The 24,788-nt window shown below is 28.9% G+C and carries 15 protein-coding genes and 2 pseudogenes; 9 read left to right on the top strand and 8 right to left on the bottom strand.

The annotated features are described in order from the left end of the window. Positions 1 to 31: 31 nt before the first annotated feature. From E4J94_RS00090 to E4J94_RS00070, 5 genes and pseudogenes are all read right to left on the bottom strand, one after another. Positions 32 to 1,327 (bottom strand): TlpA family protein disulfide reductase, encoded by a 1,296-nt coding sequence (locus tag E4J94_RS00090; RefSeq protein ID WP_135833884.1) that lies wholly within the window; start codon positions 1,325 to 1,327, stop codon positions 32 to 34. A 67-nt stretch (positions 1,328 to 1,394) separates the two neighbouring features. After that, the gene (locus tag E4J94_RS00085) at positions 1,395 to 1,649 is read right to left on the bottom strand and encodes a hypothetical protein (RefSeq protein ID WP_135833883.1); all 255 of its coding nucleotides are present in this window, start codon (positions 1,647 to 1,649) and stop codon (positions 1,395 to 1,397) included. Between the two features lie 23 nt (positions 1,650 to 1,672). Beyond that, positions 1,673 to 3,853, bottom strand: a complete 2,181-nt coding sequence (locus tag E4J94_RS00080; protein ID WP_135833882.1) for a T9SS type A sorting domain-containing protein — start codon at positions 3,851 to 3,853, stop codon at positions 1,673 to 1,675. An 89-nt stretch (positions 3,854 to 3,942) separates the two neighbouring features. After that, positions 3,943 to 5,091 carry an ATP-dependent Clp protease ATP-binding subunit ClpX gene (clpX, locus tag E4J94_RS00075; RefSeq protein ID WP_135833881.1) on the bottom strand — a complete coding sequence of 383 codons (1,149 nt, stop codon included), beginning with the start codon at positions 5,089 to 5,091 and terminating at the stop codon, positions 3,943 to 3,945. A gap of 231 nt (positions 5,092 to 5,322) precedes the next feature. Then, positions 5,323 to 5,454 (bottom strand): annotated as a pseudogene (locus tag E4J94_RS00070) (ATP-dependent Clp protease proteolytic subunit); the annotation flags it as partial. A gap of 377 nt (positions 5,455 to 5,831) precedes the next feature. Here E4J94_RS00070 and E4J94_RS00065 point away from each other — a divergent pair. The 9 genes and pseudogenes from E4J94_RS00065 to E4J94_RS00025 all read left to right on the top strand — a co-directional run bounded on the left by E4J94_RS00065 (position 5,832) and on the right by E4J94_RS00025 (position 19,931). Continuing rightward, positions 5,832 to 7,346 carry a T9SS type A sorting domain-containing protein gene (locus tag E4J94_RS00065; protein WP_246034215.1) on the top strand — a complete coding sequence of 505 codons (1,515 nt, stop codon included), beginning with the start codon at positions 5,832 to 5,834 and terminating at the stop codon, positions 7,344 to 7,346. A 3-nt stretch (positions 7,347 to 7,349) separates the two neighbouring features. Continuing rightward, positions 7,350 to 10,874 carry a hypothetical protein gene (locus tag E4J94_RS00060; protein WP_135833880.1) on the top strand — a complete coding sequence of 1,175 codons (3,525 nt, stop codon included), beginning with the start codon at positions 7,350 to 7,352 and terminating at the stop codon, positions 10,872 to 10,874. A 10-nt stretch (positions 10,875 to 10,884) separates the two neighbouring features. Then, a complete protein-coding gene (locus E4J94_RS00055; protein WP_135833879.1) occupies positions 10,885 to 14,364 on the top strand; it encodes a DUF6443 domain-containing protein in 3,480 nt (1,159 codons plus the stop codon). Further along, positions 14,354 to 14,716, top strand: a complete 363-nt coding sequence (locus E4J94_RS00050; protein ID WP_135833878.1) for an immunity protein Imm33 domain-containing protein — start codon at positions 14,354 to 14,356, stop codon at positions 14,714 to 14,716. Before E4J94_RS00055 ends, E4J94_RS00050 begins: the two co-directional genes overlap by 11 nt. A 548-nt stretch (positions 14,717 to 15,264) precedes the next feature. Next, positions 15,265 to 16,143: pseudogene (locus tag E4J94_RS17705) on the top strand (RHS repeat-associated core domain-containing protein); the annotation flags it as partial. After that, a complete protein-coding gene (locus tag E4J94_RS00040; RefSeq protein ID WP_135833877.1) occupies positions 16,140 to 16,661 on the top strand; it encodes an STM3941 family protein in 522 nt (173 codons plus the stop codon). The pseudogene E4J94_RS17705 and the gene E4J94_RS00040, both read left to right, overlap by 4 nt. Before the next feature lie 169 nt (positions 16,662 to 16,830). Beyond that, on the top strand, positions 16,831 to 17,826 hold the full coding sequence (locus E4J94_RS17765; RefSeq protein WP_246034214.1) for an RHS repeat-associated core domain-containing protein: 996 nt from the start codon (positions 16,831 to 16,833) through the stop codon (positions 17,824 to 17,826). 753 nt (positions 17,827 to 18,579) lie between these two features. Beyond that, positions 18,580 to 19,491 carry an RHS repeat domain-containing protein gene (locus E4J94_RS17945; protein ID WP_135833876.1) on the top strand — a complete coding sequence of 304 codons (912 nt, stop codon included), beginning with the start codon at positions 18,580 to 18,582 and terminating at the stop codon, positions 19,489 to 19,491. After that, positions 19,488 to 19,931 (top strand): hypothetical protein, encoded by a 444-nt coding sequence (locus E4J94_RS00025; protein ID WP_135833875.1) that lies wholly within the window; start codon positions 19,488 to 19,490, stop codon positions 19,929 to 19,931. The genes E4J94_RS17945 and E4J94_RS00025 overlap by 4 nt, the downstream gene beginning before the upstream one ends. A 446-nt stretch (positions 19,932 to 20,377) precedes the next feature. On the opposite strand, the gene E4J94_RS00020 is transcribed toward E4J94_RS00025, so the two are convergent. From E4J94_RS00020 to E4J94_RS00010, 3 genes are all read right to left on the bottom strand, one after another. Further along, entirely contained in the window at positions 20,378 to 22,138 is a 1,761-nt protein-coding gene (locus E4J94_RS00020; protein ID WP_135833874.1) for a hypothetical protein, read from the bottom strand. 258 nt (positions 22,139 to 22,396) lie between these two features. Continuing rightward, positions 22,397 to 22,798 carry a hypothetical protein gene (locus tag E4J94_RS00015; protein ID WP_135833873.1) on the bottom strand — a complete coding sequence of 134 codons (402 nt, stop codon included), beginning with the start codon at positions 22,796 to 22,798 and terminating at the stop codon, positions 22,397 to 22,399. A 284-nt stretch (positions 22,799 to 23,082) separates the two neighbouring features. After that, positions 23,083 to 24,309, bottom strand: coding sequence for a serine hydrolase domain-containing protein (locus E4J94_RS00010; protein ID WP_135833872.1), 1,227 nt, complete (start codon positions 24,307 to 24,309; stop codon positions 23,083 to 23,085). Positions 24,310 to 24,788: the final 479 nt, after the last annotated feature.

Raw genomic sequence — 24,788 nt, 5'->3', positions numbered from 1 at the left:
GCTACATTACTTGTAGCTTTTTTATTAAAATTTATTTAGAAGTTTCTAATTCTGAAATGTGATTAAATTTCTTAATTAATTTATTGTCTTTATCGATTAATAATAAAGTAGGAGTAGAGTTAATACCAAATTCTGCTGCTATAGGAGAATCCCATCTCAATAAATCTGAGTAGTTGTACCAAGGTAATTCTTTTATGGCATTATTAAACGCTTTTTCATCGTAATCTAATGAGATTGCTACTATTTCTCCTCCTTTAGCTTTAAAGTCTTTATAAAACTCTTTTATGTAAGGAATTTCTTGTTGACAAGCAGGACACCAAGAAGCCCAAAATACGATTAGTTTTTGGTTTGCTTTGATATCGTATAAAGATTTTTTACCATTAATTGCTTTTTCAAAAGTAATATTAGGAACTTTATTACCTATTTGAGTAGAAATGCTTAATCCTACTCTTTTTTTCAATTGATCAGTAATTTTACATGTTAAACCATTTACCTTATCCACATATTTTTTGTGGAAATTTGAATACTCTTTTTCTGGAACAAAGTTTAGTATAGTGGTTAAAACATTTTGACCTCTTGCTGTTTGAATATCTGTTTTAGCTAAAATTTCATCAGTAGCTTTAATCAAATTACCTTCAACATCTTGATTTCCTGCTGTAGCTAATTTCCCATTGATATATGCAAAAACTAAATCATTGAATATTCCTGATTGTTCTAAACGTTCATCATCTTTCACAAAATGGTTTACAATAGCTTCAATATTTTCGGTATCTCTATTGTTTTGAGCTTTTTGTTTTAAATCGTTTAGTTCATTAATATAAGTAATTAGTCCTGAAAAATTTTCGTTTCTTTTTAGTTCATTAATTCTTTTATCCTCTTTTACCATTGCAATATAAAACTCATCTGTAGGTTTATAGATTTGCATTAAATAAGGAAAAACTTGGTTTTGTACTTCATTTAATGGTTGAAGAGTTAATACTTTATTATATTCTTTTTGAGTATCACCTTCTATAATTTGTAGTTTAGAAGTCATTTCTTGGCCAATACCAGTTTTAAATTTTAAATTTTTGTTATCAGTTAATAAAGAAATGTTTTCTCCACTGGGAAGATCTATACGAACAAAGCCGTTATATTCTTTTGGAATATTAGTGGAAAAATTTCCATTATTATCTGTTTTTGTATTCTTGATTAATTTTAATTCAGCATTTTCAAAAATTTTAACCAAAACAGGTTTATTTGCATAATTTTCCAATTGTCCAGATACATTAAATTGCCCGAATACTGAACTTCCTAAAACAACTAATGGTAGTATAAATTTATTTTTCATAATTTAATTTTGATATAAAAAAACCTCAATCGAAAAGATTGAGGTTTAAAAATATGATTAATATTGATTAAATCAAAGATTTTTTGTATTTGTTCATCGCAAAATATACTATTGCTACGATAATCGCTAATACAATTAAATATATAGCGTAATTATCTATTGGTGATGCTTGCGATCCTGGTGTCCATGGACCTCCGCTTCCTCCAGGAGGGCCAATTGCATTTGGAGTTGGTGGAGTTTGTTGAGGACCTTGTATTATGACTTCTGCATATACAGAAACATAAGACAAGAACCCAAATAGACTTAATATTATCTTAAACATAATGATATTATTTATAGGTTAGGTTATTTTTTAAAAATAGATTTTAATGTTTCTGTAGTATTATCAGAATATGTAATATTGATAATATACATTCCATTTTCAATATTATTGAAATTAAAATCTTGACTTGTTGAAAGGTTATCTTTTTCATAGATTTTTTGACCAGTCATATTATATACAACAATATTTGCTGTTAAATTCTTTTTCGCAAAGCGAATTGAATTTGATGCTACATTATTTCTATAAATAAAAGTTTTATTCTTATTTATTCCTATTTCTCCTGTTCCTAATTTCGAAGGTAATTCATTCCAATAAACAATAAAACGATTGTTAGAGCTTTCATTAGCTGTAAATGTATAGCTAAAATCTTTAGTAATCTCAATAGCTTTATTTTCTTTTGTATCAACAAAATAAAATTTATTCCCATTAGAAAACTTCTCTAATCCATCATTAAGAGTACTACCTTCAGCTAAATTAGCAGTTAAAGTAAATTTTGTATTAGTATCTTTTGGATTTTTATAAAAAGTCATATGTAGCGGTTTTGCAACATAATCATTCATATTAAAACCATTTATAAATAAAAACGAACCTTCATCAAAAGTCTCATCTTTATTCTCTTGATTTAACCAAAGACCAGAATTAGAGCCATAGCTACCATATTCTAATTCAAACTCATTTTGTTTTCCTGTAATATCAGAATCAACAGCTACAAAATAAACGCGATTTCCTTGTGTATCATTATTATTAGAAACTACTAAACCTAATTGATATAATGAATTTTCATTATAATTTTCTTTACTAGCTTCTATATCTTCAGTTACATTACCAACGCCTCTTGGTATTGGTGTTGTACTAGTTATAGTTGCTCCTGATGCATAATTGAAAGTTTTTGGGTTATTTGTAGCATAACTACTTGACTCTCCAGAAAAATATTGATAAGAACCAGCTACATCATTAGTTTTGAAAGTTGCTATTTCAAATGGTCTTAATAATAAAGCTTCTTTATCTCCTGTCCATTGTCTATTTGTTAAAGCAGGATTATAGCCTGTTGTTGTATTAGTAGGTACAGATGCCATGTAATTTGTATTTATAGGAGTAGTATTTCCTACACCTATTTTCCAAGTAACACTTGTACCAGGTTTAGTTACTGCTTTAATATTTGTTCTAGCAATTCCTGATGAATGAGATCCACTAAATAAATTAGCTAAGTCTAAATTATGAGTAAAAGGATTTGCAAAGTTGATTTGATATTTACCATAAGTTACACTTTCATCATCCATAATTTCGAAACTTTCACCAATATAAGTCCCGTATTTTTCATTTGCAGGGTTTATTTTGTTTTTCCAAACACCCCATTTATCAGTTGGAGTATATACCTTACTCCAAGGACTTTGACCAGCTACAGTATTCCTGTAAACAATATTACGAGCTCCACCATATGGAACACCTTTATAGGTAATTCTAGCATTTGGATTTGAATAATTATTTGCAAAAATTGTCTTTAATGCTCCAGAAGATAAATTAAGAATGTTTACAGTCGTTTCTAAAAAATTTGTTTCTGAACCATCTATTGGATTATAATATTCATACCCTTCTGCCCAGTTCATTAATGTAGATAAATATCTTGAATTTGAATTGGAATTATTGTATATATACTGTGATGAGCTAATGCCAAAGGAATTTTGAAGTATTTGACTATAACCTTTATCTAATGATCGTTTATCAAATGGAATTGATATTGGTAGCCAGTTATAATTAGACGGATTAACATATTTTTTCTCTATTGTTACACGTCCTTTTATTCTATTAGTAGATTCTGGAATTGGTGAAGCACTAAGATTTCCTCCGTTTGCTGAATAAAACATTAATTGGCCATAACTATTATTGTCAATAAATTTATTCACAAAATTAGAACCATCATTATATGTTGTTCCATCTGTATTAAAATTTTTAAAATAATAAGGAGAAGTCTCTGCTGCAGAAGAATTATAATCAAATGGTTTAAGACTAGATAAATTAACTAATATATTCCCTTCATTTACAATTGTGTTAGGTGTAGAAGAAGAAACTTCTAATCCATTTCCCATATACAAAAGTGTATTTGATTTAACAACTACAACAGCTTTGTCTTTTATATATGTAGTTTGCGCTGATGCACTATATATCGCACCTAATGCGAATAAAGCAAGTAGATTCTTTTTCATAAATATGTTATTTTGGTAGGTTTTTAAAATTAAAGAATAATTTCATTACAAATATAAAAACTTTTATTAAAAAGTTACTATACAATTAATTATATTATAACTTTTTCAGGTAAATCTTTAATGTTAAACATTAAATCAGTAAAGATTTCTTCTGTAACTGCTCTCAATCCGCGAGCTCCCAACCCTAGTTCATTGGCACGGTCTACAATTTTATTAAGGGTTTCGTCCGTCACTACAAGCTCTTTTCCATCCAATTCAAAAAGCTTTGTATATTGTTTTATAAGAGAATTTTTAGGTTCTGTTAAAATAGCTCTCATAGCTTCTTTATCTAATGCTTTAAGATATGTGATTATAGGTAAACGCCCAATTAATTCAGGAATGATACCAAAGTTTTTCAAATCTTGTGCATTAACTTCATCTAAAAGGTTTTCTATTTCTTTGTGGTCTTCGTTTTTAAAACCAATTACATGTTTTTTCAAACGATCAGCAATATGTTTTTCAATTCCAGAAAAAGCACCACCAGCAACAAATAAAATATCTTTTGTATTGACTTCTATAAATTTTTGATCAGGGTGTTTACGTCCTCCTTTTGGTGGAACATTTACAATAGTTCCTTCCAAAATTTTAAGTAAAGCCTGTTGAACTCCCTCTCCAGAAACATCTCTAGTTATAGAAGGGTTATCACTTTTACGAGCAATTTTATCTATTTCATCAACAAAAACAATGCCTTTTTCGGCAAGTTCAACATTATAATCAGCTGCTTGTAAAAGACGAGTTAAAATACTTTCGACATCTTCTCCTACATATCCAGCTTCTGTAAGTACAGTAGCATCAACAATAGCAAACGGAACATTCAATAATTTAGCAATTGTTTTTGCTAATAAAGTTTTTCCACTTCCTGTTTCTCCTACTAAAATAACGTTAGATTTATCAATCTCAACATCATTTTCTTTATCTAGTAATATTCTTTTGTAGTGATTATAAACTGCAACAGATAATATTTTTTTAGCTTGATCTTGACCAATTACATAATCATCCAAAAATTCTTTAATTTCTTTAGGTGATTTTAATGTTAAAGGTTTTATTAAATCATTATTTTCATTAAATTTAGACTCTTCTAAAACTATACCATGAGCTTGCTCAATGCAATTGTCACAAATATTACCGTCGATTCCAGACACTAAAATATTTACTTCGTTTCTGCTTTTCCCGCAAAAAGAGCACTTATTTTCTTCCAATTTTTTATACTTAATTAATGCGCAAAGGTACTTATTTTCTTTAAGATAGAAAATATTTCTTTGTTAATTTATTATTGTTGGATAAAATGTTTAATAAGACTTTTATGTCCTAAATATCATCTACCATCTTTTTAATTCATTTCTATAACTTTAGAAATGTAGAATTATTTTTAAATAAAAAAAAGGATACTCATTAATGAGTATCCTTTTTTATCGTTATTGAATTTAAAATTATTTACGAGGTAATAAAACTTCGTCAATCATTCCATATTCTTTTGCTTCTTGTGAAGTCATCCAATAATCACGTTCACCATCTTTTTCGATTTGCTCGAAAGTCTGATCTGAATGAGTTATAAGAATATCTTGTCATATATACAAAATGTTAACACGACTAATTTAGTATATTGATTTTAAACAAAACATATTAGATTTAGTTATTGTCTTTTAATTTTCTTAAATTCTTCATAAGTATCTGATTTTTATTTTGACAATTCGTTGGTTCTATTAAATAATAAATACATTCTCTTAATAGTTTTTAAATGTCTATACTATTTGTATGTTTTTTCTAAAAGAGTTATATAGGTGATGGCACTTTTATGCTAACATTATCCTTCTTAATAGGAATCTTAGAAAAATAGATTACTTAACTTTTATGAATTAAATCAATATTATTCTTCTTTTATAATATAAATCAATAAACTAAAAAGGACTAATTTTACAAAAAATAAAATTTAATTTATATGAAGAAAACTCTACTCTCAGTTTTCTGTTTATTTTCTATGCATACTATTTTAGCACAACAAGATGTGTTCTGGGAAAAATCTATAGGAGGAGAACAGGCAGAATATCTTTACAATGCTATTTCTACACCCGATTATGGTTTCTTGATTTTAGGCAGTTCAGCATCTAATGCAACAGGAGATATCCAAAAGAAAAATCAAGGAAGTTTAGATTATTTTATCTGGAAAATGGATGAAAATGGTAAACAAGAATGGCAAAACTCGTTTGGCGGGAATGGTTCAGATTTTTTATATGCCGCCCAATCCACTTCTGATGGTGGCTATGTTTTAGCAGGAGCTTCTACATCTTCTAAATCTGGCGATAAAGTGAGTGAAAACCAAGGGAATGAAGATATTTGGGTTATAAAAATAGATGCACAAGGAAAAATACAGTGGCAAAATTCGTTTGGCGGAAATGGGAATGATATTCCTGTAGCTATTATTCGAACAAAGGATAAAGGATATTTAATTGCTGCTAATTCTAATTCAACACCTTCTTCCTACAAAAAGAGCGAGAATTTTGGAGGAAATGATTATTATATCATCAAGCTAAATGAAAAAGGAGAAATCCTTTGGGAAAAAACATTTGGAGGTTCTTTTGATGATCAAATCAAATCGGTTACTGAGACTAAAGATGGTTTTGTTTTAATTGGTAATTCGAATTCTCCTATAAGTGGAAATAAAACGATTGATCAAACATCTAATGGAACTTGGATTGTTCAGATTAATCAAAAAGGAGAAATAATCTCTGAACAGAATTTAAATTTGAATACAGACAATCAATTGATTTCTTTTCAAGAAAATAAGAATGGTTATTTGTTTTCAATTCTAGAAAAGGTTGAAAATAAGTTAAAACCAAAGGTTATTCAAACCGATTTTAACTTTCAAACTCAGAAAATAACCGAATTGGAAATAGAGAGTGATTTGTCTATTACAGAAATCAAATTGATTGACAATAAATACCTTTTTACAGCGAATAAAATCTCTACGTTAGAACAGTTAAAATCTAACAATCATGCAATAGAAAGCTATTATATCGCTAAAACTTTTGATGAAAATGGTTCAGAAATTTGGAACAAAAAGTTTGGAGAGAAGGGATTTAATTACCTTGAAAAAGCGATTACAACGCGTGACGGTTCAATTATTCTATTTGGAAACTCAACACAAGAAGGTAAAGGGAGTAATGGACAATCCGATTTTTATTTGGTAAAATTAGGTGATAAATCTTCTACAGAAAAACGTACCTATATCGAAGCCTATCCAAATCCTACACGTGATATTGTGAATGTTTTAATCAACAAAGATTTTGAAAAATCCTCGATTGAGGTGTATAATTTAGTTGGTCAACATTTACAAACTAAAGAGGTGAAATATCGTTCTACACCTATTTCTTTAGGAAATTATCCAGAAGGTATTTATATCCTAAAAATCAACACCGACAACCAAACCGAATCAATTAAAATTATTAAAAAATAAGAAATGAAAAAGAGTTCATTAGCAATATTATTTTTTATAATAATAAATAATATTGCTTTAAGTCAATCTATTGAAATAGAAAATATAAAATCTATAACTACTAATCCTAATTCATGGGTTTTTGGTGATTATTCAAGTGAAGGAAATGTAGATAAAGCGACTGGTAAATTTAATTTTGAAATTCCTTTAGGTTCTATTGATATTAATAATTATTCTTTACCTATAAAACTTCAATATTCTACTTCTGGAGTTAAAGTGAATGATGAAGCTAGTGAAATAGGATTAGGATGGAATTTGATGGCAGGAGGTCAAGTTACTAGAATTCCAAATGGTAATCCTGATGATGTACGTGTCATACCGCTAGATCATGGTCTGTTTACAGGTGTAGGAGTTCCTACTAATAGTCCGCATATTGATCATACATTCACTTGGAGAAAACCTATTAATACAAAGCATTTTAGCGGATCTGCTACAAATGGTTATTATGATTACTATAGTAAAAATTTTCCCATTCCTCGAAAAACCTATGGAAATATTGATCTAAATGATTATACAATTTCTTCAATTCTTCATATGCAAACTGTACGATATAATTATGAGAGTCAAAGAGATATATTTCATGTAGCTATAGGTGATTTAAATTTTCACTTTATGCTAAATTTGAAAAAAGAGTACCATGATCCAGATAAAATATTGAGTATAGAGGGATTAGATAAATTTGAAGCTATAGTTTTAGATAATTCTGAAATTAAAGTAGAGTTTATTAATGGAAATAATGGTTATTATAAATACTGGCAGAGTAAACCTGTAAGTAGATCATTACCTGTAAATTTTATAAGTAGTTTCATAGTAACTGACAACCGAGGAATAAAATATTATTTTGATCAATATACGTTTGATGATTCTCAATATATAGCTTCTATATATGATCATTCAAAAGATGCTTTAGATAATTATCGAACTATTCAGCTAATCATGCAGGATTCACAAGTAAATAATTGGAGTATCTCAAAAATAGAATTTCCTAATAAAGAAACTATTGAGTTTAAGTATAAGAAATCTGCAATCACACAAAAATATCCAGTTTCTAGAACACACTATGGTGAATATACAAATAAGGAATACAATTTAAAACCTCAAAAACTTCCTTATGGCATTGATTACCTCATATCAGAAAAAGAAAAGTTGTATTTATCTGAAATTAAAACAAATTTTCAAAAAATTTTATTTGTAAACTCATTTGACGATGTTGATAGAAAGGACTTAGATGGAGCGGGTTACCTATCTTCAATTATATTTTTGAATAGTTTTGGTAAGAAAATAAGTAATTTTGAATTAAATCAAATTTCGGTAGGTAAATCAGATAATTATAGAGATCCTTCGCGATATCGATTTTATTTAGTCGGATTAAAACAAAGATCAGAATATAATGAAGGGACTTATAAAGAATTTACACATAATTTTGACTATAATAATACTGAAAAACTTCCTAATAAAAATGCTATGGGTCAAGAAGATTTATATGGCTATTTTTTAAATAAAGCACAAGATAATCCATTTCCTTACTTTCCTAATTTATATATAGATGTAGGCTCTGAGGATGGAAATAAAATAGAATATTACCCTAGAAAAATGATTTCTTCAACCATTAATGGTGTTGATCGTATTCCTAATCCTAATTCTGTTTACTATGGAACTTTAAGTAAAGTTACTTTTCCTTCTAAAGGAACACTTGAAGTAAATTATGAAATTAATCAATTTTTTAATCCATCATCTTCTCAAAATAATGTAAATGGTCCAGGTGTTAGAGTTAATAAATTAATTTATAAAGACTTTGATAATAGTATAAAAAAAATTAAACAATATGAATATAAAAATTTTAACAATACAAGTCAATCTAGTGGAGTATTAATTCATAAACCATCTTTTGCTTACATTTCAAACTATGCTTTTGATAATAATTTAGATAGGAAGATAAATCAGACTAAGCAATTTAATGAAAATGAATTGTTTGTTAAGGAATATTATATTAATACTATAACAAAAGAGGAGTTAAATAGAAGAGGAGTTAATAACCCTGAAACAATATTGAAAAAAATGATAAATTTCTCTACAACTCCTATGGGGCCTCAACAAGATATTTTTGGAAGAGAAATTATTTATACAAATGTATTAGAAAAAGATATTTTACCTACAGAAGAAAGTAATGGATATATAAAGTATTATAATTATTATGATGATAATAGACCTGAAGTAAATGTTGTTAGTGGACCTACTGATGATTTTACGTATTTAACTCCTGGGTCAAAAAATGTTTTTAAAGCAAATCCAGACTTAACACGCCCATGGTGTTGTAATGGATATTATAATAATAGTATATCTGATTACATAAAAGTTGGTTATGGATATGTTGAAAAGAAGGGTAAAGATATCTATCCGTTTCCATCTAGAAGTAGTTTTTCTTCTTTCAATGCAAGAAAAATTGGAAAATTAGAAAAAGAAGAGCATTATTCTTCTTCTGGGGAAAAATTGATAGAAAAGAATTACAATTATAAATTGATCAGTAAAAATTCTGATATAAATAGAAATTTTAAACTTGGATATTTAGATACTCATTATTATGAAGCTAAAGACCCCCTTAAAAATAGGTTTGAATATCTTGATAACTCTTTTAATCCTAAATTAAAAAATAATGCTGGATTGTATTTTTTTTCAATTGATAGTTTAGTTTCAAATCAAAAAATTGTTGTTGATAATGTTAAAACAACAGAATTTTTCAACAATAATAAACTCGAATCTGAAATAATATATGATTACTCAAGTTCAAATCATTCACAATTAACTAAACAGACCATTACTAATTCTAAAGGAGAATATATTATTTCTGAATATCAATATCCATCAGATCTAACATATGGCTATGAACAAAGTCCTACTATGCAAGAAATGGTGAATCGTAATATAATTGCTACACCTATCATTACAAAAACAAAAAATGGTTCAACTGTTTTATCTGAACTACGCAATTTCTATAAATACTTTCCTGGAATAAGTGGAGACATAATTTTACCAGAGGTTGTCTATCAAAAAAAGGGAGCTATGGGGGAAATAGTAAACACTATAGACCGCAAAATTACTTACAACAGTTACGACACTCAAGGTAATCTTACACAATATACTTTAGAAAATGGAATTCCTATATCGATTATTTGGGGTTATAGAGGGCAATACCCTATCGCTAAAATAGAAGGAGCTTCTTTATCAGAGGTTAGTAGTTTTATTCAAAATTTAGAAATAGCAAGCAACAATGGTACTTTAACGAAAGATTCTTTTACTAATTTACGAACAGCATTACCTCAAGCCATGATTTCTTCTTATATCTATCAACCACTTGTAGGTGTAACCCAAATAATCCAACCAAATGGAATATCAGAATTTTATAAATATGATGAATTTGGACGATTAATGGAAATTAAAAATGACAAAGGAGAAACGCTTAAAACTTTTGAATATCATTATAAAAACTAAAGCTTAGTTTATGAAACACTTTTATGAAAAATTTTTGTTGAGTATTTTTTTAGCTTTAGGAGTTACTACAGCTTTAAAAGCTCAATCAACAACAGAAAATTTTATAAAGACGCAAGAATGCTTAGATGCTACTTGTACAGCTAAAAAAGAAACTGTCGTTTATTTTGACGGATTAGGACGCGAAAAACAAGCCTTACAAGTAGGCGGTTCTCCTACTGGAAAAACGATTGTAACCCCGTTTGAATATGATGGTTTTGGACGTCAAGCCAAAGAGTATTTACCTTTTCCAATAACATCATCAGCTAACACTATTGTCAGTTCTTCAGCTAATGGAAATTCGTTTTATTCTACATTAACAGGTGATACAACTCCATTTTCAGAGAAAACATTTGAGAATTCACCTCTAAATAGAGTATTGGCACAATCAGCACCAGGAAGAGATTGGAAGAAAGGATCAGGAAATGAGATTGAATTTCAATATGGTACAAATACAGAGGGAGAAGTTTACAAATTTGGAGTAGACAATCCGACTACCAATCCAACTTTAACGTTAAATAGTACCTATCAAAAAGGTGTATTGTATAAAACTGTGACGACAGATGAGAATGGACAACCTATTCAGGAATTTAAAGACAAAGAAGGGAGAGTTGTTCTGAAAAGAATTAATATTCCCGCAATTAGTGGAAATTCTTCTGGCAATCATGATACGTATTATGTGTATGATATTTATGGTAATTTAACATTTGTTCTTCCTCCTAAATTAATTGATACTGATCATGGAAATATAATTTCTTATAGAAATAATCTTGCTGAATTAGGCTACCAGTATTTTTATGATGAAAAGAACAGGCTAGTTGAAAAACAACTTCCTGGTAAAGGAAGAGAGTTTATGGTGTACGATAACCAAGATCGTTTAACCTTACAACAAGATATCAATCAACGGACAAGCACAAATAAAGGATGGACGTTCTTTAAATACGATAAATTTGGGCGAATCGTTTATACAGGTTTTTTTAAAAATACAGCCTCACGAGGTTCAATGCAAACTGCGCTGAATAATAAAAGAACCCCTAATAACGAAGAAAGAGTATCATCTGTATTTCCAAATAATGGACAAAATATTTATTATACCAATGCGCAATTTCCAAATGGAAGCTTAACAGTTCAATCTGTTAATTATTACGATCATTATCAAAATTTAGGAGTTACACCTTCGTCTATAGATAATCAAAATGTAATTGGAGCTGATGATACAAAAACCAAAGGTTTAGCTGTAGCGAGTTATATAAATGTTTTGGGAGAAACAACATGGAATAAATCCTATACATATTATGATGCTAAATATATACGTCCTATAGCTTCGCATTTGGATAATTATTTAGGTGGTTATCAAACAACCGCTTCTATTTTAGATTTCAGAGGAAAGGTTAAAAATACAGTTACCAAACATAAACCAACTGATACAGGAACAGAGATTACGATAAAAGAGGAGTATGATTATTATCCGAATGAATTGCTGAAGTATCAAACACATCAAGTCAACAATAATCCAAAAGAATATATTGTTCAGAACTCTTATAACGAGATTAATCAACTAAAGAGTAAGAAAGTTGGAAACTCTGTAGCGTCTAATCCCTTGCAAACAGTAGACTATAAGTATAATATTAGAGGTTGGTTAACAGATATTAATGATGTTTACACTGATATTAATTCTAATTTATTTTCATTTAGCATCAACTATGGTTCTCTTTATAATGGAAATATATCTGCTGTTTCTTGGAAAACAACAGATGTTAATTCGTACAAAACTTATCGTTTTGATTATGATGGATTGAATCGATTGTTAAAGGCTGATTTCGCTGTTGTGAAAACAGGAATTACAGGAGGCTCTACCAATGTTGGTGCTTATAATGAATATGTAAAAGGCTATGACAAAAATGGAAATATAAAAGGATTTTCACGCAATGGAAACCGTTTGAATAATAATCTATTTACAATCGATGAGTTAACATACGATTATCAATCAAATTCGAATAAGCTTTTAAATGTTTCTGATGACGAGACTGAAGATGGTTTCAACGATAAGAATAAATATAGTGGAATAACTGCAAACGATGCCCGAAATGACTACATGTATGATCTTAACGGAAATCTTACCAAAGATTTAAACAAAGGAATAACAGAAATTAAGTATAATTACTTAAATTTACCAACAGAAGTTCTTTGGGAAAACGGAGATAAGATTAGTTATGAATATGATGCGAATGGCGTAAAATTAGCAAAATATGTACAGAATCATTTGTTATCAAATGCAGAAGGAACGTATTATGTAAATGGATTTCAGTATTCTCTAGCAGCAGGAAAAGGGAATCAACCAATATTACAATTTTTTCCAACAGCAGAAGGCTATGTAAATGTAACAGACGGTACAGCATTTAATTATGTTTACAATTACACTGATCATTTGGGTAATGTCCGATTGAGCTATCAGAAAGAAACAAATGGCTCGTTAAAAGTATTGGAGGAAAACAACTATTATCCGTTTGGATTAAAACATAGTGGATATAATAATACTAATCTTGCGAATACTAACTATAAGTACAAATACAATGGGCAAGAGTTACAAGATGAACTTGGCTTAAATTGGTACAATTATAGATACCGAAATTATGATCCTACTATAGGACGTTTCTTTGGTGTTGACCCTATTTCAGAAGACTACTACAATATTAGTACTTACCAATTTGCACATAATAATCCTGTATGGAAAATTGAAATTGAAGGTTTAGAAGGTGCTTCTACTACAAATCCAGATATACAAAGTAGTGCAGGGAGTAATTGGTCTATTTCAGATTTTGGTCAAGGTGTTGTTAACGGAGCTAAAGGATTAGTTCAAGGTCTAATAGAAAGTAATCCTATTTCAACTTCAATAAGAGCTTATAATGAATTTGGCAAAATTAAAGATGCTTATGATACAGGAGGGGTTAATTCTGCGTTAAGTCAGTATGGTCAATCTGTGTATGAAACCAGCGGAGCTAAAGGACTTATTGATACAGGAGCAAGAGCTATTAATGGAAACGCAGAAGCCCAAGGAGAAGTTATTACATTGGCAGTGGTAACAGTTATTGCTCATAAAGCTGGTGGAACTAAAGGGGCAAATGGATCTATAGTAGAACCAGTTACTAATGAAATTTATAAAAGACCTTCTAATGCTACTACACCTAGTATGCGTAAGTATGCTAATGAATTAGGGGAAAAGCAAGGTTGTTCAACTTGTGGAAAAAAGGCTGACAAATATATAGCTGATCATAAGACTCCTTTAGTAAAAGAACATTATCAAACAGGAGGGATTGATAAAACTAAAATGAGATCAAATTCATCTATTCAACCACAATGTAAAACTTGTTCCAATAAACAAGGAGCAGAAATGAGTAAATATTCTAAGGACATGAAGAAAATAATAGAAAACAGGACTAATAATGGACAATAATTTATTTTTAGAAAGACAAAAATGTATTTGTGAAAAATACTCACAAATACCAAAATTTGTAGAATTAAACTCTTTAATTGCTTTAGGAAAAAATTTTAATCCAAATGTACAAATAAATGGATTGAGACATCCTGTAACAGATACTTTAAATGGATGGTATATTTGGTCGGGAGATGATTTCAATACTGATGAATTTGATTTTTTTAAACCTTCGCACGTTTATCATTTAATAGACAGTTCTTCCTTTATCTTACCTTATTTAGGGTTACCTGTAGGTTATCGTTTTTTAATTGATAATAGAGGGTATGAAGATGTATGGTTCGATGAAGATCTTTTACTTAATAAAGAGTAGATAGTGTTCCAGACGTATTGATTTTACACAACATATTATTCACAATAACACAAAAGGCAAACTATGGTTTGCCTTTTGTTGTTTTATAAAGTAGCTACATTTTTATTAAATAAATCCTTAAATTTTTTAGTGGTTAGTATTTTTATTTTCTTATTTTTATAGAGAAGTTCTTTGAGAGCGGAGCGTTAAAAAATGTTTTGTAAAACATTTTTAGCGAACGAGCCAGATTGTCTTGTAGTAGGTAAGATTAATTATGTGTACAATTACACCGATCATTTTGATTCATGAGTGAAAAGCTTTGATAAAGCTTTTCGTGAAATGACCCGAGCAAAGCGAGTGTACGTTTAAGCTACCAAAAAGAAAGTAATGGTACTCTAAAAGTATTGGAAGAAAACAACTATTATCCATTTGGGTTAAAACATAGTGGCTACAACAATACCAATCTTGCGAATGCGAACTATAAGTACAAATACAATGATTATGGAGAAAAAAGTTTTGAGTAAACTTTTGACGAACATACCGCACGAAGTGCTCAACTACAAGACGAGTTAGGCTTGAATTGGACAGCAATGGACTTCAGAAATTATGATGCTTCAATAGGAAGGTTTATGTCTCCTGATAAATTATCTGAAGAAGCTCCAATGCATACCCCGTATCGTTTCGCTTTTAATAATCCTGTATTTTGGAGTGATCCTACTGGATTATACGAATATGATAGTAATGGGAATTTAGTCTTAAAAAATAAAAATGAGATAGCTTTCTATAATGATTATATGAAAAATGGAGGAAATGTAAATAATTTTGAAACAGCATTACAAGATGCTGGTTATGGGATAGATTTACAAGAAGCAACTGTTAAAGCTATATCAAAAGAAAGTGACAATACCTTAGAAAATATAGGTCTTATGAATGATAGGATTGGTGATAGTGCTGATATTCTTTCTGCAACAAAAAATAAAGGAGGATCTATTTCTTTCTGGACTAAAACAATCGATAATAGAGCTTTTGACGGTATTAATTACGGAGAAATAAGAGCATCCTATTACGCTAATAATTGGAAAGGTAATAGGTATAGAAAAACGTATAATATATCAAAAGTACTAAAAAGAGGTACTATTGTTACTACTGCAGTATTAGGAACTATTGAAATAGGAAGTGGTGTATCTCAAGACTATCAAAATTATCAAAATACCGGATACACCGATGGTAAAAATACAGCTGTAGCTACGGCTAGTGTTGCTGGTGGTTTAGCTGGTGGTATAGCTGGGGCTAAAGGAGGTGCTGCAATTGGTGCTGCTGTCGGAGTTTGGTTTGGAGGTGTAGGTGCTGCTCCTCGAGCACTTATAGGCGGAATTATAGGCGGAGCGTTAGGTAGCTGGGGAGGCTCAGAACTTGCAGAATCTGCTGTTCAAAAAGCGTATGAATGATGAAAGAAATAAAATTAAGTAATAAAAAAATAATACTTTTATTTTTTGCAAGTCTAAGTTTTACAATTTTCAGTATATTTTTTATTTTGTTTCCAGAAAAATTTGTTTCCTTTATATTTTTTAGTGAAAGATTTATTAAAAATATTGGATATATCGGAAGTCTATTTTTTGGATTGGCTTGTATATTATTATTTACTAAGTTATTCGATAAAAAACCTGGATTAATTATCAATAAAGATGGTATTATAGATAATTCAAATTTTAGTTCAGTAGGCTTAATTAGTTGGTCAGATATTCTAAATATAGAATCTAAAAAAGTTGTTTCAAGTGATTTTTTATTGTTAAAAGTTAAAAACCCTGAAGAATATATAAGTAGAGTATCCTATTTAAAAAGAATACTTTTAAGAAAAAACTTCGAAACTTATAATACTCCTATAACAATAACATCAGCTGGCTTAGAATGCAACTTTAAAGAATTAGAAAAAATTATTTTAGATAATTATCTAAAATACAAATAAGGGGTAGTGTATCAGAAGTGTTGTTATACTACAACAATTAATTACAAGTAAAATAATTTACAATAACACAAGAGGCAAGCGTTTGTTTGCCTTTTGTTATTTTATAAAGTAGCTATATTTTTAACATATAATTACTTAAATTTACCAACAGAAGTTCTTTGAGTTTGTTTTGGAAGAAAACAACTATTATCCATTTGGATTAAAACATAGTGGATACAACAATACCAACCTTGCGAATACTAACTATAAGTACAAATACCAAGGGCAAGAGAGACAGGAAGAATTAGGTCTTAATTGGGACAGCTTCAAATGGAGAAATTATGATCCAGCTATTGGAAGATTCTTCAATATTGACCCGCTGGCAGAAGATTATTCATATCAATCTCCATATAACTTTTCTGAAAATAAAGTAACTTCTCATAGGGAGTTAGAAGGATTAGAAGCTGTACCAGCTGATAATTTTAAAACTAGTCATACTACACTAGTTTTAATAGGACTAGGAAGAGCAAATGGTGCTGCAGGAGATGGAGTAAAGAATGGAAGTAATACTTTATACTCAAATCTTAGTAGCGATCTCCAAACAGATGGAGGTTTATCTACTTTACGTGGTATTTTAGGTTCTTCTACTGCTGTTGTTACATATGCAGGTACTGATAGTGGACTAGCATCTGAACATATGGTAGAGACAATAGATAATTATAGAAGTGTAAATCCAGATGGTAATATAATTATGATTGGTCATAGTTTAGGAGGAAAAGATATTCTTAACGCTGCTGCCTCAACTAAACAAAATATTAATCTTGTTTTAACTATGGAACCAGTTTCTGTAAATGCTGAAGGAGGAAGAGCATTAGAAGGTACACCATATAAGGCAAACTTAGGAGATAATGTTAAAAATATAATAAACTTAAGTGCTGAGAAAAATATGTTCTCAGGTGGTGGGGGAATTAAATCTAATAATACTCAAGGATTTGGAAATTCAACAATGCCAGGAACAACTCATCGTAGTATTGATAATGCTATGACTCCATATCTAAAACCTTTAATACAAAGAACATCTCAAGGAGTTAATCCTCTTATATGGTTTAAGAATGCAGATTGGAGTAATTTTAATAAAAATATACCTAAAGATAAGGAAAATGAAAAAGGATCTTCAGGCTCTTAATAAAAGAAAAAATATTAAAAGTTTAATCTCTGTATTACTAGTTATATTTATATGCTTTTTTTATTTATTTATAAAAATATCTTATAATTATTCAGAGCCAATATCTTTATATTCGCTCTTATTACAAGACTTTAATATCTCTAATTTAGATTTTAAAAATTATCCTAATAATTTTTCTATAATTTATCTTGAAATTATTTTATGTGTAATTTTACTTTTATCATCTGTCTTTTTTAAAAAGAACATATATACAATTATTATATCTTGTATAATGATAATAGTATGGGGTAAAAATTACTACTTATTCAAAGGTATTATAGATAATTCTATATATGTTGAGTCATCTATTCCATTCATTTTGTTATTAATGTTATTGGTAATAAGTAAAATTAGAGGGTGGTAGTGTTCCAAATGTATTGTTATTACACAACGTATTCATTCTAATAATACAAAAGGTAAACGTTTGTTTGCCTTTTGTTATTTTATGAAGTTGCTATGTTTTTAACGTATAATTTTTTTTAAATTTACCTACAGAAGTTCTTTGAGGGCGGAGCGTTAAAAAAATGTTTTGTAAACATTTTTAGCGAACGAGCCAGATTGTCTCGTAGGAGGTAAGATTAATTATGTGTACAATTACACCGATCATTTTGATTCATGAGTGAAAAGCTTTGATAAAGTTTTTCATGAAATGACCCGAGCGAAGCGAGTGTACGTCTTAGTTACCAAAAGAATACAGACGGAACACTAAAAGTATTGGAAGAGAACAACTATTATCCATTTGGGTTAAAACATAGTGGATACAACAATACCAATCTTGCGAATGCGAACTATAAGTACAAATACAACGGTAAAGAACTGCAAGACGAATTAGGACTTGGTTGGCATGACTATGGTTGGAGAAATTATGATGCTTCAATAGGTCGATGGTTAACTCCAGACCCTCTTTTTAATGACCTTCGAACATCTATTGACTTTGACCAAGAAGATGAAGATGATGACGAAATAGATATGTTAGAAGCTTTTGCTAACAAATCAGAAGTCGGTAATGGTGTTTTTAATCCAAACAATCTTAATCCCTATTCTTATGGTTACAATAATCCTGTAATTTATGACGATCCTGATGGAAAATGTCCTGTTTGTATTGGTATCTTTTTATTATTTGGAGGAGGCGTAGCTATTGCTCCTACAGGTAACTCAGGAGATGCTCAAAAAGTGCAAACAGCTAAAGATTTCCAAAGAGATATGATGTTTGTTGCGGCTACAGGAAGAGGAGGAAACGCTTCAACTACTGTTACTACAGTTGCAGGGGTAACGAATAAATATGGTGGCAGTAATAATAATTCAAATAAGAAAAGTAATACTGCAAATACTTCAAGAGAAGCTAGAAGAGAAACTATGAGACGAGAAGGTATTCCTACTAGTCAACAGCCTAAATCTCAATCCAAGAATTCATCAGGAAGAGAATATACTTATGAAGTTCCAAAAAAAGGAGGAGGAAAAGAAATAAAATCAGTACAACAACAAACAATGGACAGGAGTCATAAAGAGCAACCTCATTGGGAAGCAGGAACAGTAAAAACAGTCAATGATAATATAAGAATGAATAATTATAATAGACCTAAACTGATAAATAAAAAATCAAAAGTTGATTACTACAAGAAATGATAGAAACAATAGAACAAAAGAAAAGAAGGCTTTTTGGTAGACAATATTTAGAAGAATACTTGAAAATTATACATAAAATAACAATAATTAAAAATCCGAAAATTATATCTATTGTTGAAACTGATAGAATAAATAATAATCAAAATAAATTAAATAATTCTTTTTCCATCAAATTATTATTTAATAATAAATCAGATTTAAAAAATATTATACTTAAACAATTTAAGTCTAAAGATACTGTATATTTATTTATTCCTTTATCTGAAGATTGCGGTGCTATTGAAATGGATTCAATTATTAATTTTAATTTTAATTTTAATTTTACTGATGAACCTTCTGGTATTATAAGCATTATAAGCAAAAATTTAAAAGAGAAAATACTATTAGATTTTTATGAAGAACAAGAGGTTAAATATATAGAATTTGAATATTATTCTTAGTAGGGTACTGTACCAGATGTGTTGTCACTACACAACGTATAATTCACAATAACATAAAAGGCGAACTATGGTTTGCCTTTTGTTATTTTATAAAATAACATCAAATTATATCGTTTAACGCAAAAAAATAACATCTAAATAAAACTGTGTTTTTACTTATCTTCTTCGACAATCCTTCGACCGTTGTTCGACTGTTGTTCGACAAAACATACTTTTTCTCGAACCATTGTCGAAGGACACTCGAACAAACCCCGAAGAAATAGACTATTTTGTCCTTCAAAAAAATAGACGACAAAATAAAAAGTATACCTTGTTGTGTAAAAACAAAAAACCTCGCTAAAAACATTTAGCGAAGTTGTATATTTATTCTTTTTGTCTTGCAATATTATTGCAATACTTCTCATGCCCTCCGGGCAAGACGAAAGCTTAGTTATTAGCTGTAGTTATTATTTGAATAGTAATACTTTTTCATATATTAATTTGTCAACAGTTTTGTCTCTGTTTGCAGAAAGAATTTTATACTGATGATTTTGTAATATTTCAACTTCCTTAATTACTTGCTCAATGGAAATAATACTTAAATTCTCAATAGAAAAGTTGTTGATTGTATTTAATAATTTATCTAAAAAATTGTGAGAATGTTCAACTAGTATTTCAGTATATGAAGGAACAACTCCTGCGTGAACAATCAAATTTCTTGACCTATACATTCTTTTAATTTGCCATTCTACTAATTTTTTATGTCTTAGTATTAGATCTTCTACTGATTTGACTTTTGAAAATTTTTTATGATATTCAAAAATTCGGTATTTTAATAATGGGTGTCTCTCTAAATTACTATATAATTTGTGTCGTTCAGTCTTAAGCTCATCAAGAATTATTAATGCAGTAAGCTTTTCTGCGAAAGTATTTCCAAAAGGGACATTTTCAATTTGGCGTAAAAACAGCATAAATTTAAATTTCTTTAAATCCCTAGCAATTTCCTCGATAATATTTTCAACATATTTATAAGTAAGAAAATTAATTAAATGCTTAAGCACTTGTTCTATTTTTGATTCTTTTGAATAACCAACTAATAATGTTTCAAATGCTATCCAATTTTGCAATAATTGATTTTCAATGTTTTTACTTTGTAAAGACAATCCGTGTAAATCTATAGCTCTGTTATATTTTGAAAATGAATTATCTTCTAATCTAATATTGTTAATTAACCTATTAAGTTTACTAGCAGCTTTTTTTGGTTTTAAATCTCTACCCTTAGACATTGCTGAAATTTTCTCTTTTATTAGAAATGAATATTCAGATTTTGTGTTAATTACAAGAGTATTATCTTCCCAAATAGGATTTTCTTTATGATGATAAAAACAAAATAAATTGGAAATTTTATTAATTCTTTTTTCTGCAATTTCCTTTGCAGAGACTGGATCTAGAGCTTCAATATTTTTTGCTATAAAAAATATTTGGTTTTCTTTTTTTGAGGAAAAGAATAAGTTTTTATCAAATTTCTCAAGTTCAGCAGGAATAGTAAATACTAATTCTGATTTAAAAGTACCCGATGTACTTTTAACTTCTTCTAAAATTTTCGAGCATTTGAAAATGACTTGATAATTTTGAATATCATACTCTAAATTTTTAAAAAATTCTTTTAAAGGTTCAAAATTTTCTATTCTATGTCTCGAAAAAAAAATTGTGTTAACGTTTTTATAAATATAACTTTGAGAATAACCAATGTTTACCAAGTTGGTTACGAACAAAGATGAAAGTTTGTATAATTTAGAATTTTCATTTTTTGAATTTAAAACTATATCGTTTATTTCTGAAATTACTATTTCGTTATATTTAAGAGGATTAAGTTTTTGAGCTAATAATTGAAGTTTTACTTTTATTTCTTTTAAGTTAGAATAGTCACCGAAATTAATGTAATATTCTAAATTTTCGCCAATTATTTTTTTTGAAATAAAATCTTCTTGAAATTTAAATAATAATTCTTCAAGGATTGGAATTATTGATTTTTCATTAAAATTGTTTTGTTCAATCTCTTCAATTAATTCAATTCCTTCATAACAAATTGTACAAGCATTCATCATCGGATATTTAAAACTATCTAATGTATAATCAAATGTAAGTTCCTTTATTCGTGATGCGAAAAATAGTAGATTATTTAATTCAGGTTTTTCATCCCAATTACTCAATTCTTTATAATACATACAGTTGTTAAATGATTACAGATAACATTGTTTTTTTACGAAACTAATATAGTTACGTTTCGTAAAAAAAATACCTATATCTGTATTTCGTTAAATTACACTCAAACATACAATAACTATCTCACAATAAATTACGGTTTCCCGCAAAAACAAAAAACCTCCTTAAAATTGCTTTTAAAGAGGTTATTATTTATACTATTTTGTGTTCTTGTACCTAAAATTGGAGTTGTGTAACAGTTACCTTTGTTAGCATAAGGTTTATAGTATTTCTCTTAAATCAGTTTTAAATTCGCAATTGTGTTTAGATAATATTTTTGAATCAAAATCATGCAATTCTATGCTTTTTGCTTTTCCTTTAGTATTAATTAAAATTTTATGAAAGTCAACTAGAACCTCAATATTAATTTTAAAGTTTTCTTCATTAAAAAAATAAATTTTATATATAATTCCAGTAGCAGATTGTCTGTAATCTGGATTATCATATTCTACGCCTAAAATTTCTATCGTTTTCGGTTCGATTGTTAATCTTTCAAAGTCAAGTAGTAAATACTGTTTCAAAATTTCAGAAATAGAAATCAGTTCATTTAATATTTGTGTATTATCATCTTGAGAATAAATATCATTTAAATCAAGAGTCTTTAAGTAATCGTATGTATTCATATTCTATGCTGAAGTAATTTTTGATATTGGAAGGACTTTATAAGTACAGTTAAAGTTTTAAATATATAAACTTTCTACTAACATTATTCTATTATACAAAACCTTTATAAAAATACTCTATTGTATAGTTAATCTAAAATATCCTAATTACATTTTTTATAAACTTACGGTTTCCCGCAAAACTAAAAACCTCTCTAAAATCACTTTTAAAGAGGTTGTTATTTATACTATTTTTTGTTTTTGCACCTAAAATTGGAGTTACGCAACAGTTACCAATGTACGAATCATTTTATCAGTTTATCTTGATATTTTTCCAATATATTCCATATTCCGTAAAATGCATCATTTCCTTTTTTATTTGAAAAATTTGTATTCAAAATCATAATTCTACCAATATTAGTTTTAGGATCAAAAAACATCATACTTAAAACACCTGGATCTCCGCCTGTGTGTCCTATAAATCCTGTATAACCATAACCAATAAAATTTCCGACATTATAAGATTCATTATAGGGATTTTGTGTATTCCTTTCAATGAAATTTGTGGCAGAAAGTTGCGGATGAAAATACTCTTTGTAGGATTCTTTTGAGAGAATTTTTCCATTTCCGTTGTATCCTTTAATTAATTCTGATAAAAACTTACTTAAATCATTTACAGAAGTAATGAAGCCACCATCAGGATAAGTAACCATTTCATAAAAAGGAAGCAAAGTTGTTGGGCTTTCGTATAATTTTGAGAATTTAGAAAAATCAACATCTTGGAAGGTCCAACCAGATTGGTCCATTTTTAAAGGTTGCAAAATATTTTTTTTTGTGAAATTTTGAAAAGTTTCGCCGGTAGCTTTTTCAACAATATATGCTGCCAAAGTTGTTCCAATGTTTGAATATTCATAAATAGTTCCGGGTGCATTTTTAGAAAAACTATCTTTGTTCCATTTTCCATTTTTTTCTAGTGTGTTTTTCAAGAATTTCTGTAAAGAAATTTTCATATCAGAGGGATTGAACACTTGTTCTTCGTCAAAATTAAGTTTAACATTAGTTAAATCTTGGTTGGATTTTAGATAGTAATTTTTACTCAAGTAAAATTCGTTATCAACAATTGAGGAAGTATGATTTGATAACTGTCGGATAGTGATTTTTTCGTTTGGGAAATTTGGGTTTGACACATTAAAATCTAAGTACTTTTCAATGGGATCATCCAAATTAATTTTCCCAAGCTCTTGGGCTTTTTGCAAAGCTACTCCTACTAATGTTTTAGAGACTGAAGCTATGTTTTGAATTGTATTGTTAGTATATTCTTTCTTGGTAGAAATATCAGCAAAACCGTAACCTTGCTGATACAAAGTTCCTTTTTCGTCCACTATAGAAACCGCAAATCCATTAAAAACATTTTCTTGATAGATTTTGTTAATCTCTTTTGTTAGTGAGTTCTTATTTTCATTTAATTGTTTTGAAGAACCACATGATACAAGTAGAATTGAAGATACTAAAACGTGAAATAATATTTTCATATATTTTTTATTATAATGACAATTTACAATCTAATTTTGTTACTTCAAGTAATTCGGATACAGTTTTTCTAGTATTACAGCTAACGGGAAACACATCGGCTAAATTATTAAAAATAAGCTGAATGTGGAACACATTCGGCGGATAAGAAATAGAAATGTTGAATTTTACACTTAATCCACCATTTTGCCAAGCTGATGTTGAACTAAACCTCCGGTAGCTTTCGCTGCGATGATTTCGTACCTTAGTATATTAATATTAAACAATTGATACTATGGTAACTAAAAAAAATCTCCGGAGGAATTAAGAGCGAACAAATACATTAATCGCGCTTGTAGTGAAATTACGGGTTTTTCTGAACTTCTGCAACGTTTTCAGCGAAATATTTCCATTTTAGGCAGAAGCCAGCGTACTTTCGAGAATTATTCTCGGCATGTGGCGGCAATGGCGTTGCATTTTGGAATTCTTCCTACGGAATTAC

Source organism: Empedobacter tilapiae (assembly GCF_004785645.1).
Taxonomy (GTDB): Bacteria; Bacteroidota; Bacteroidia; order Flavobacteriales; family Weeksellaceae; genus Empedobacter; species Empedobacter tilapiae.
This window is presented reverse-complemented; position numbering and strand designations above follow the sequence as displayed.

Excerpts from the sequence above, each read along its gene's own strand:
- E4J94_RS00090 (WP_135833884.1), bottom strand. The coding sequence starts at position 1,327 with ATGAAAAATAAATTTATACTACCATTAGTTGTTTTAGGAAGTTCAGTA.
- E4J94_RS00085 (WP_135833883.1), bottom strand. The coding sequence starts at position 1,649 with ATGTTTAAGATAATATTAAGTCTATTTGGGTTCTTGTCTTATGTTTCT.
- E4J94_RS00080 (WP_135833882.1), bottom strand. The coding sequence starts at position 3,853 with ATGAAAAAGAATCTACTTGCTTTATTCGCATTAGGTGCGATATATAGT.
- E4J94_RS00065 (WP_246034215.1), top strand. The coding sequence starts at position 5,832 with ATGAAGAAAACTCTACTCTCAGTTTTCTGTTTATTTTCTATGCATACT.
- E4J94_RS00060 (WP_135833880.1), top strand. The coding sequence starts at position 7,350 with ATGAAAAAGAGTTCATTAGCAATATTATTTTTTATAATAATAAATAAT.
- E4J94_RS00055 (WP_135833879.1), top strand. The coding sequence starts at position 10,885 with ATGAAACACTTTTATGAAAAATTTTTGTTGAGTATTTTTTTAGCTTTA.
- E4J94_RS00050 (WP_135833878.1), top strand. The coding sequence starts at position 14,354 with ATGGACAATAATTTATTTTTAGAAAGACAAAAATGTATTTGTGAAAAA.
- E4J94_RS00040 (WP_135833877.1), top strand. The coding sequence starts at position 16,140 with ATGATGAAAGAAATAAAATTAAGTAATAAAAAAATAATACTTTTATTT.
- E4J94_RS00025 (WP_135833875.1), top strand. The coding sequence starts at position 19,488 with ATGATAGAAACAATAGAACAAAAGAAAAGAAGGCTTTTTGGTAGACAA.
- E4J94_RS00020 (WP_135833874.1), bottom strand. The coding sequence starts at position 22,138 with ATGTATTATAAAGAATTGAGTAATTGGGATGAAAAACCTGAATTAAAT.
- E4J94_RS00015 (WP_135833873.1), bottom strand. The coding sequence starts at position 22,798 with ATGAATACATACGATTACTTAAAGACTCTTGATTTAAATGATATTTAT.
- E4J94_RS00010 (WP_135833872.1), bottom strand. The coding sequence starts at position 24,309 with ATGAAAATATTATTTCACGTTTTAGTATCTTCAATTCTACTTGTATCA.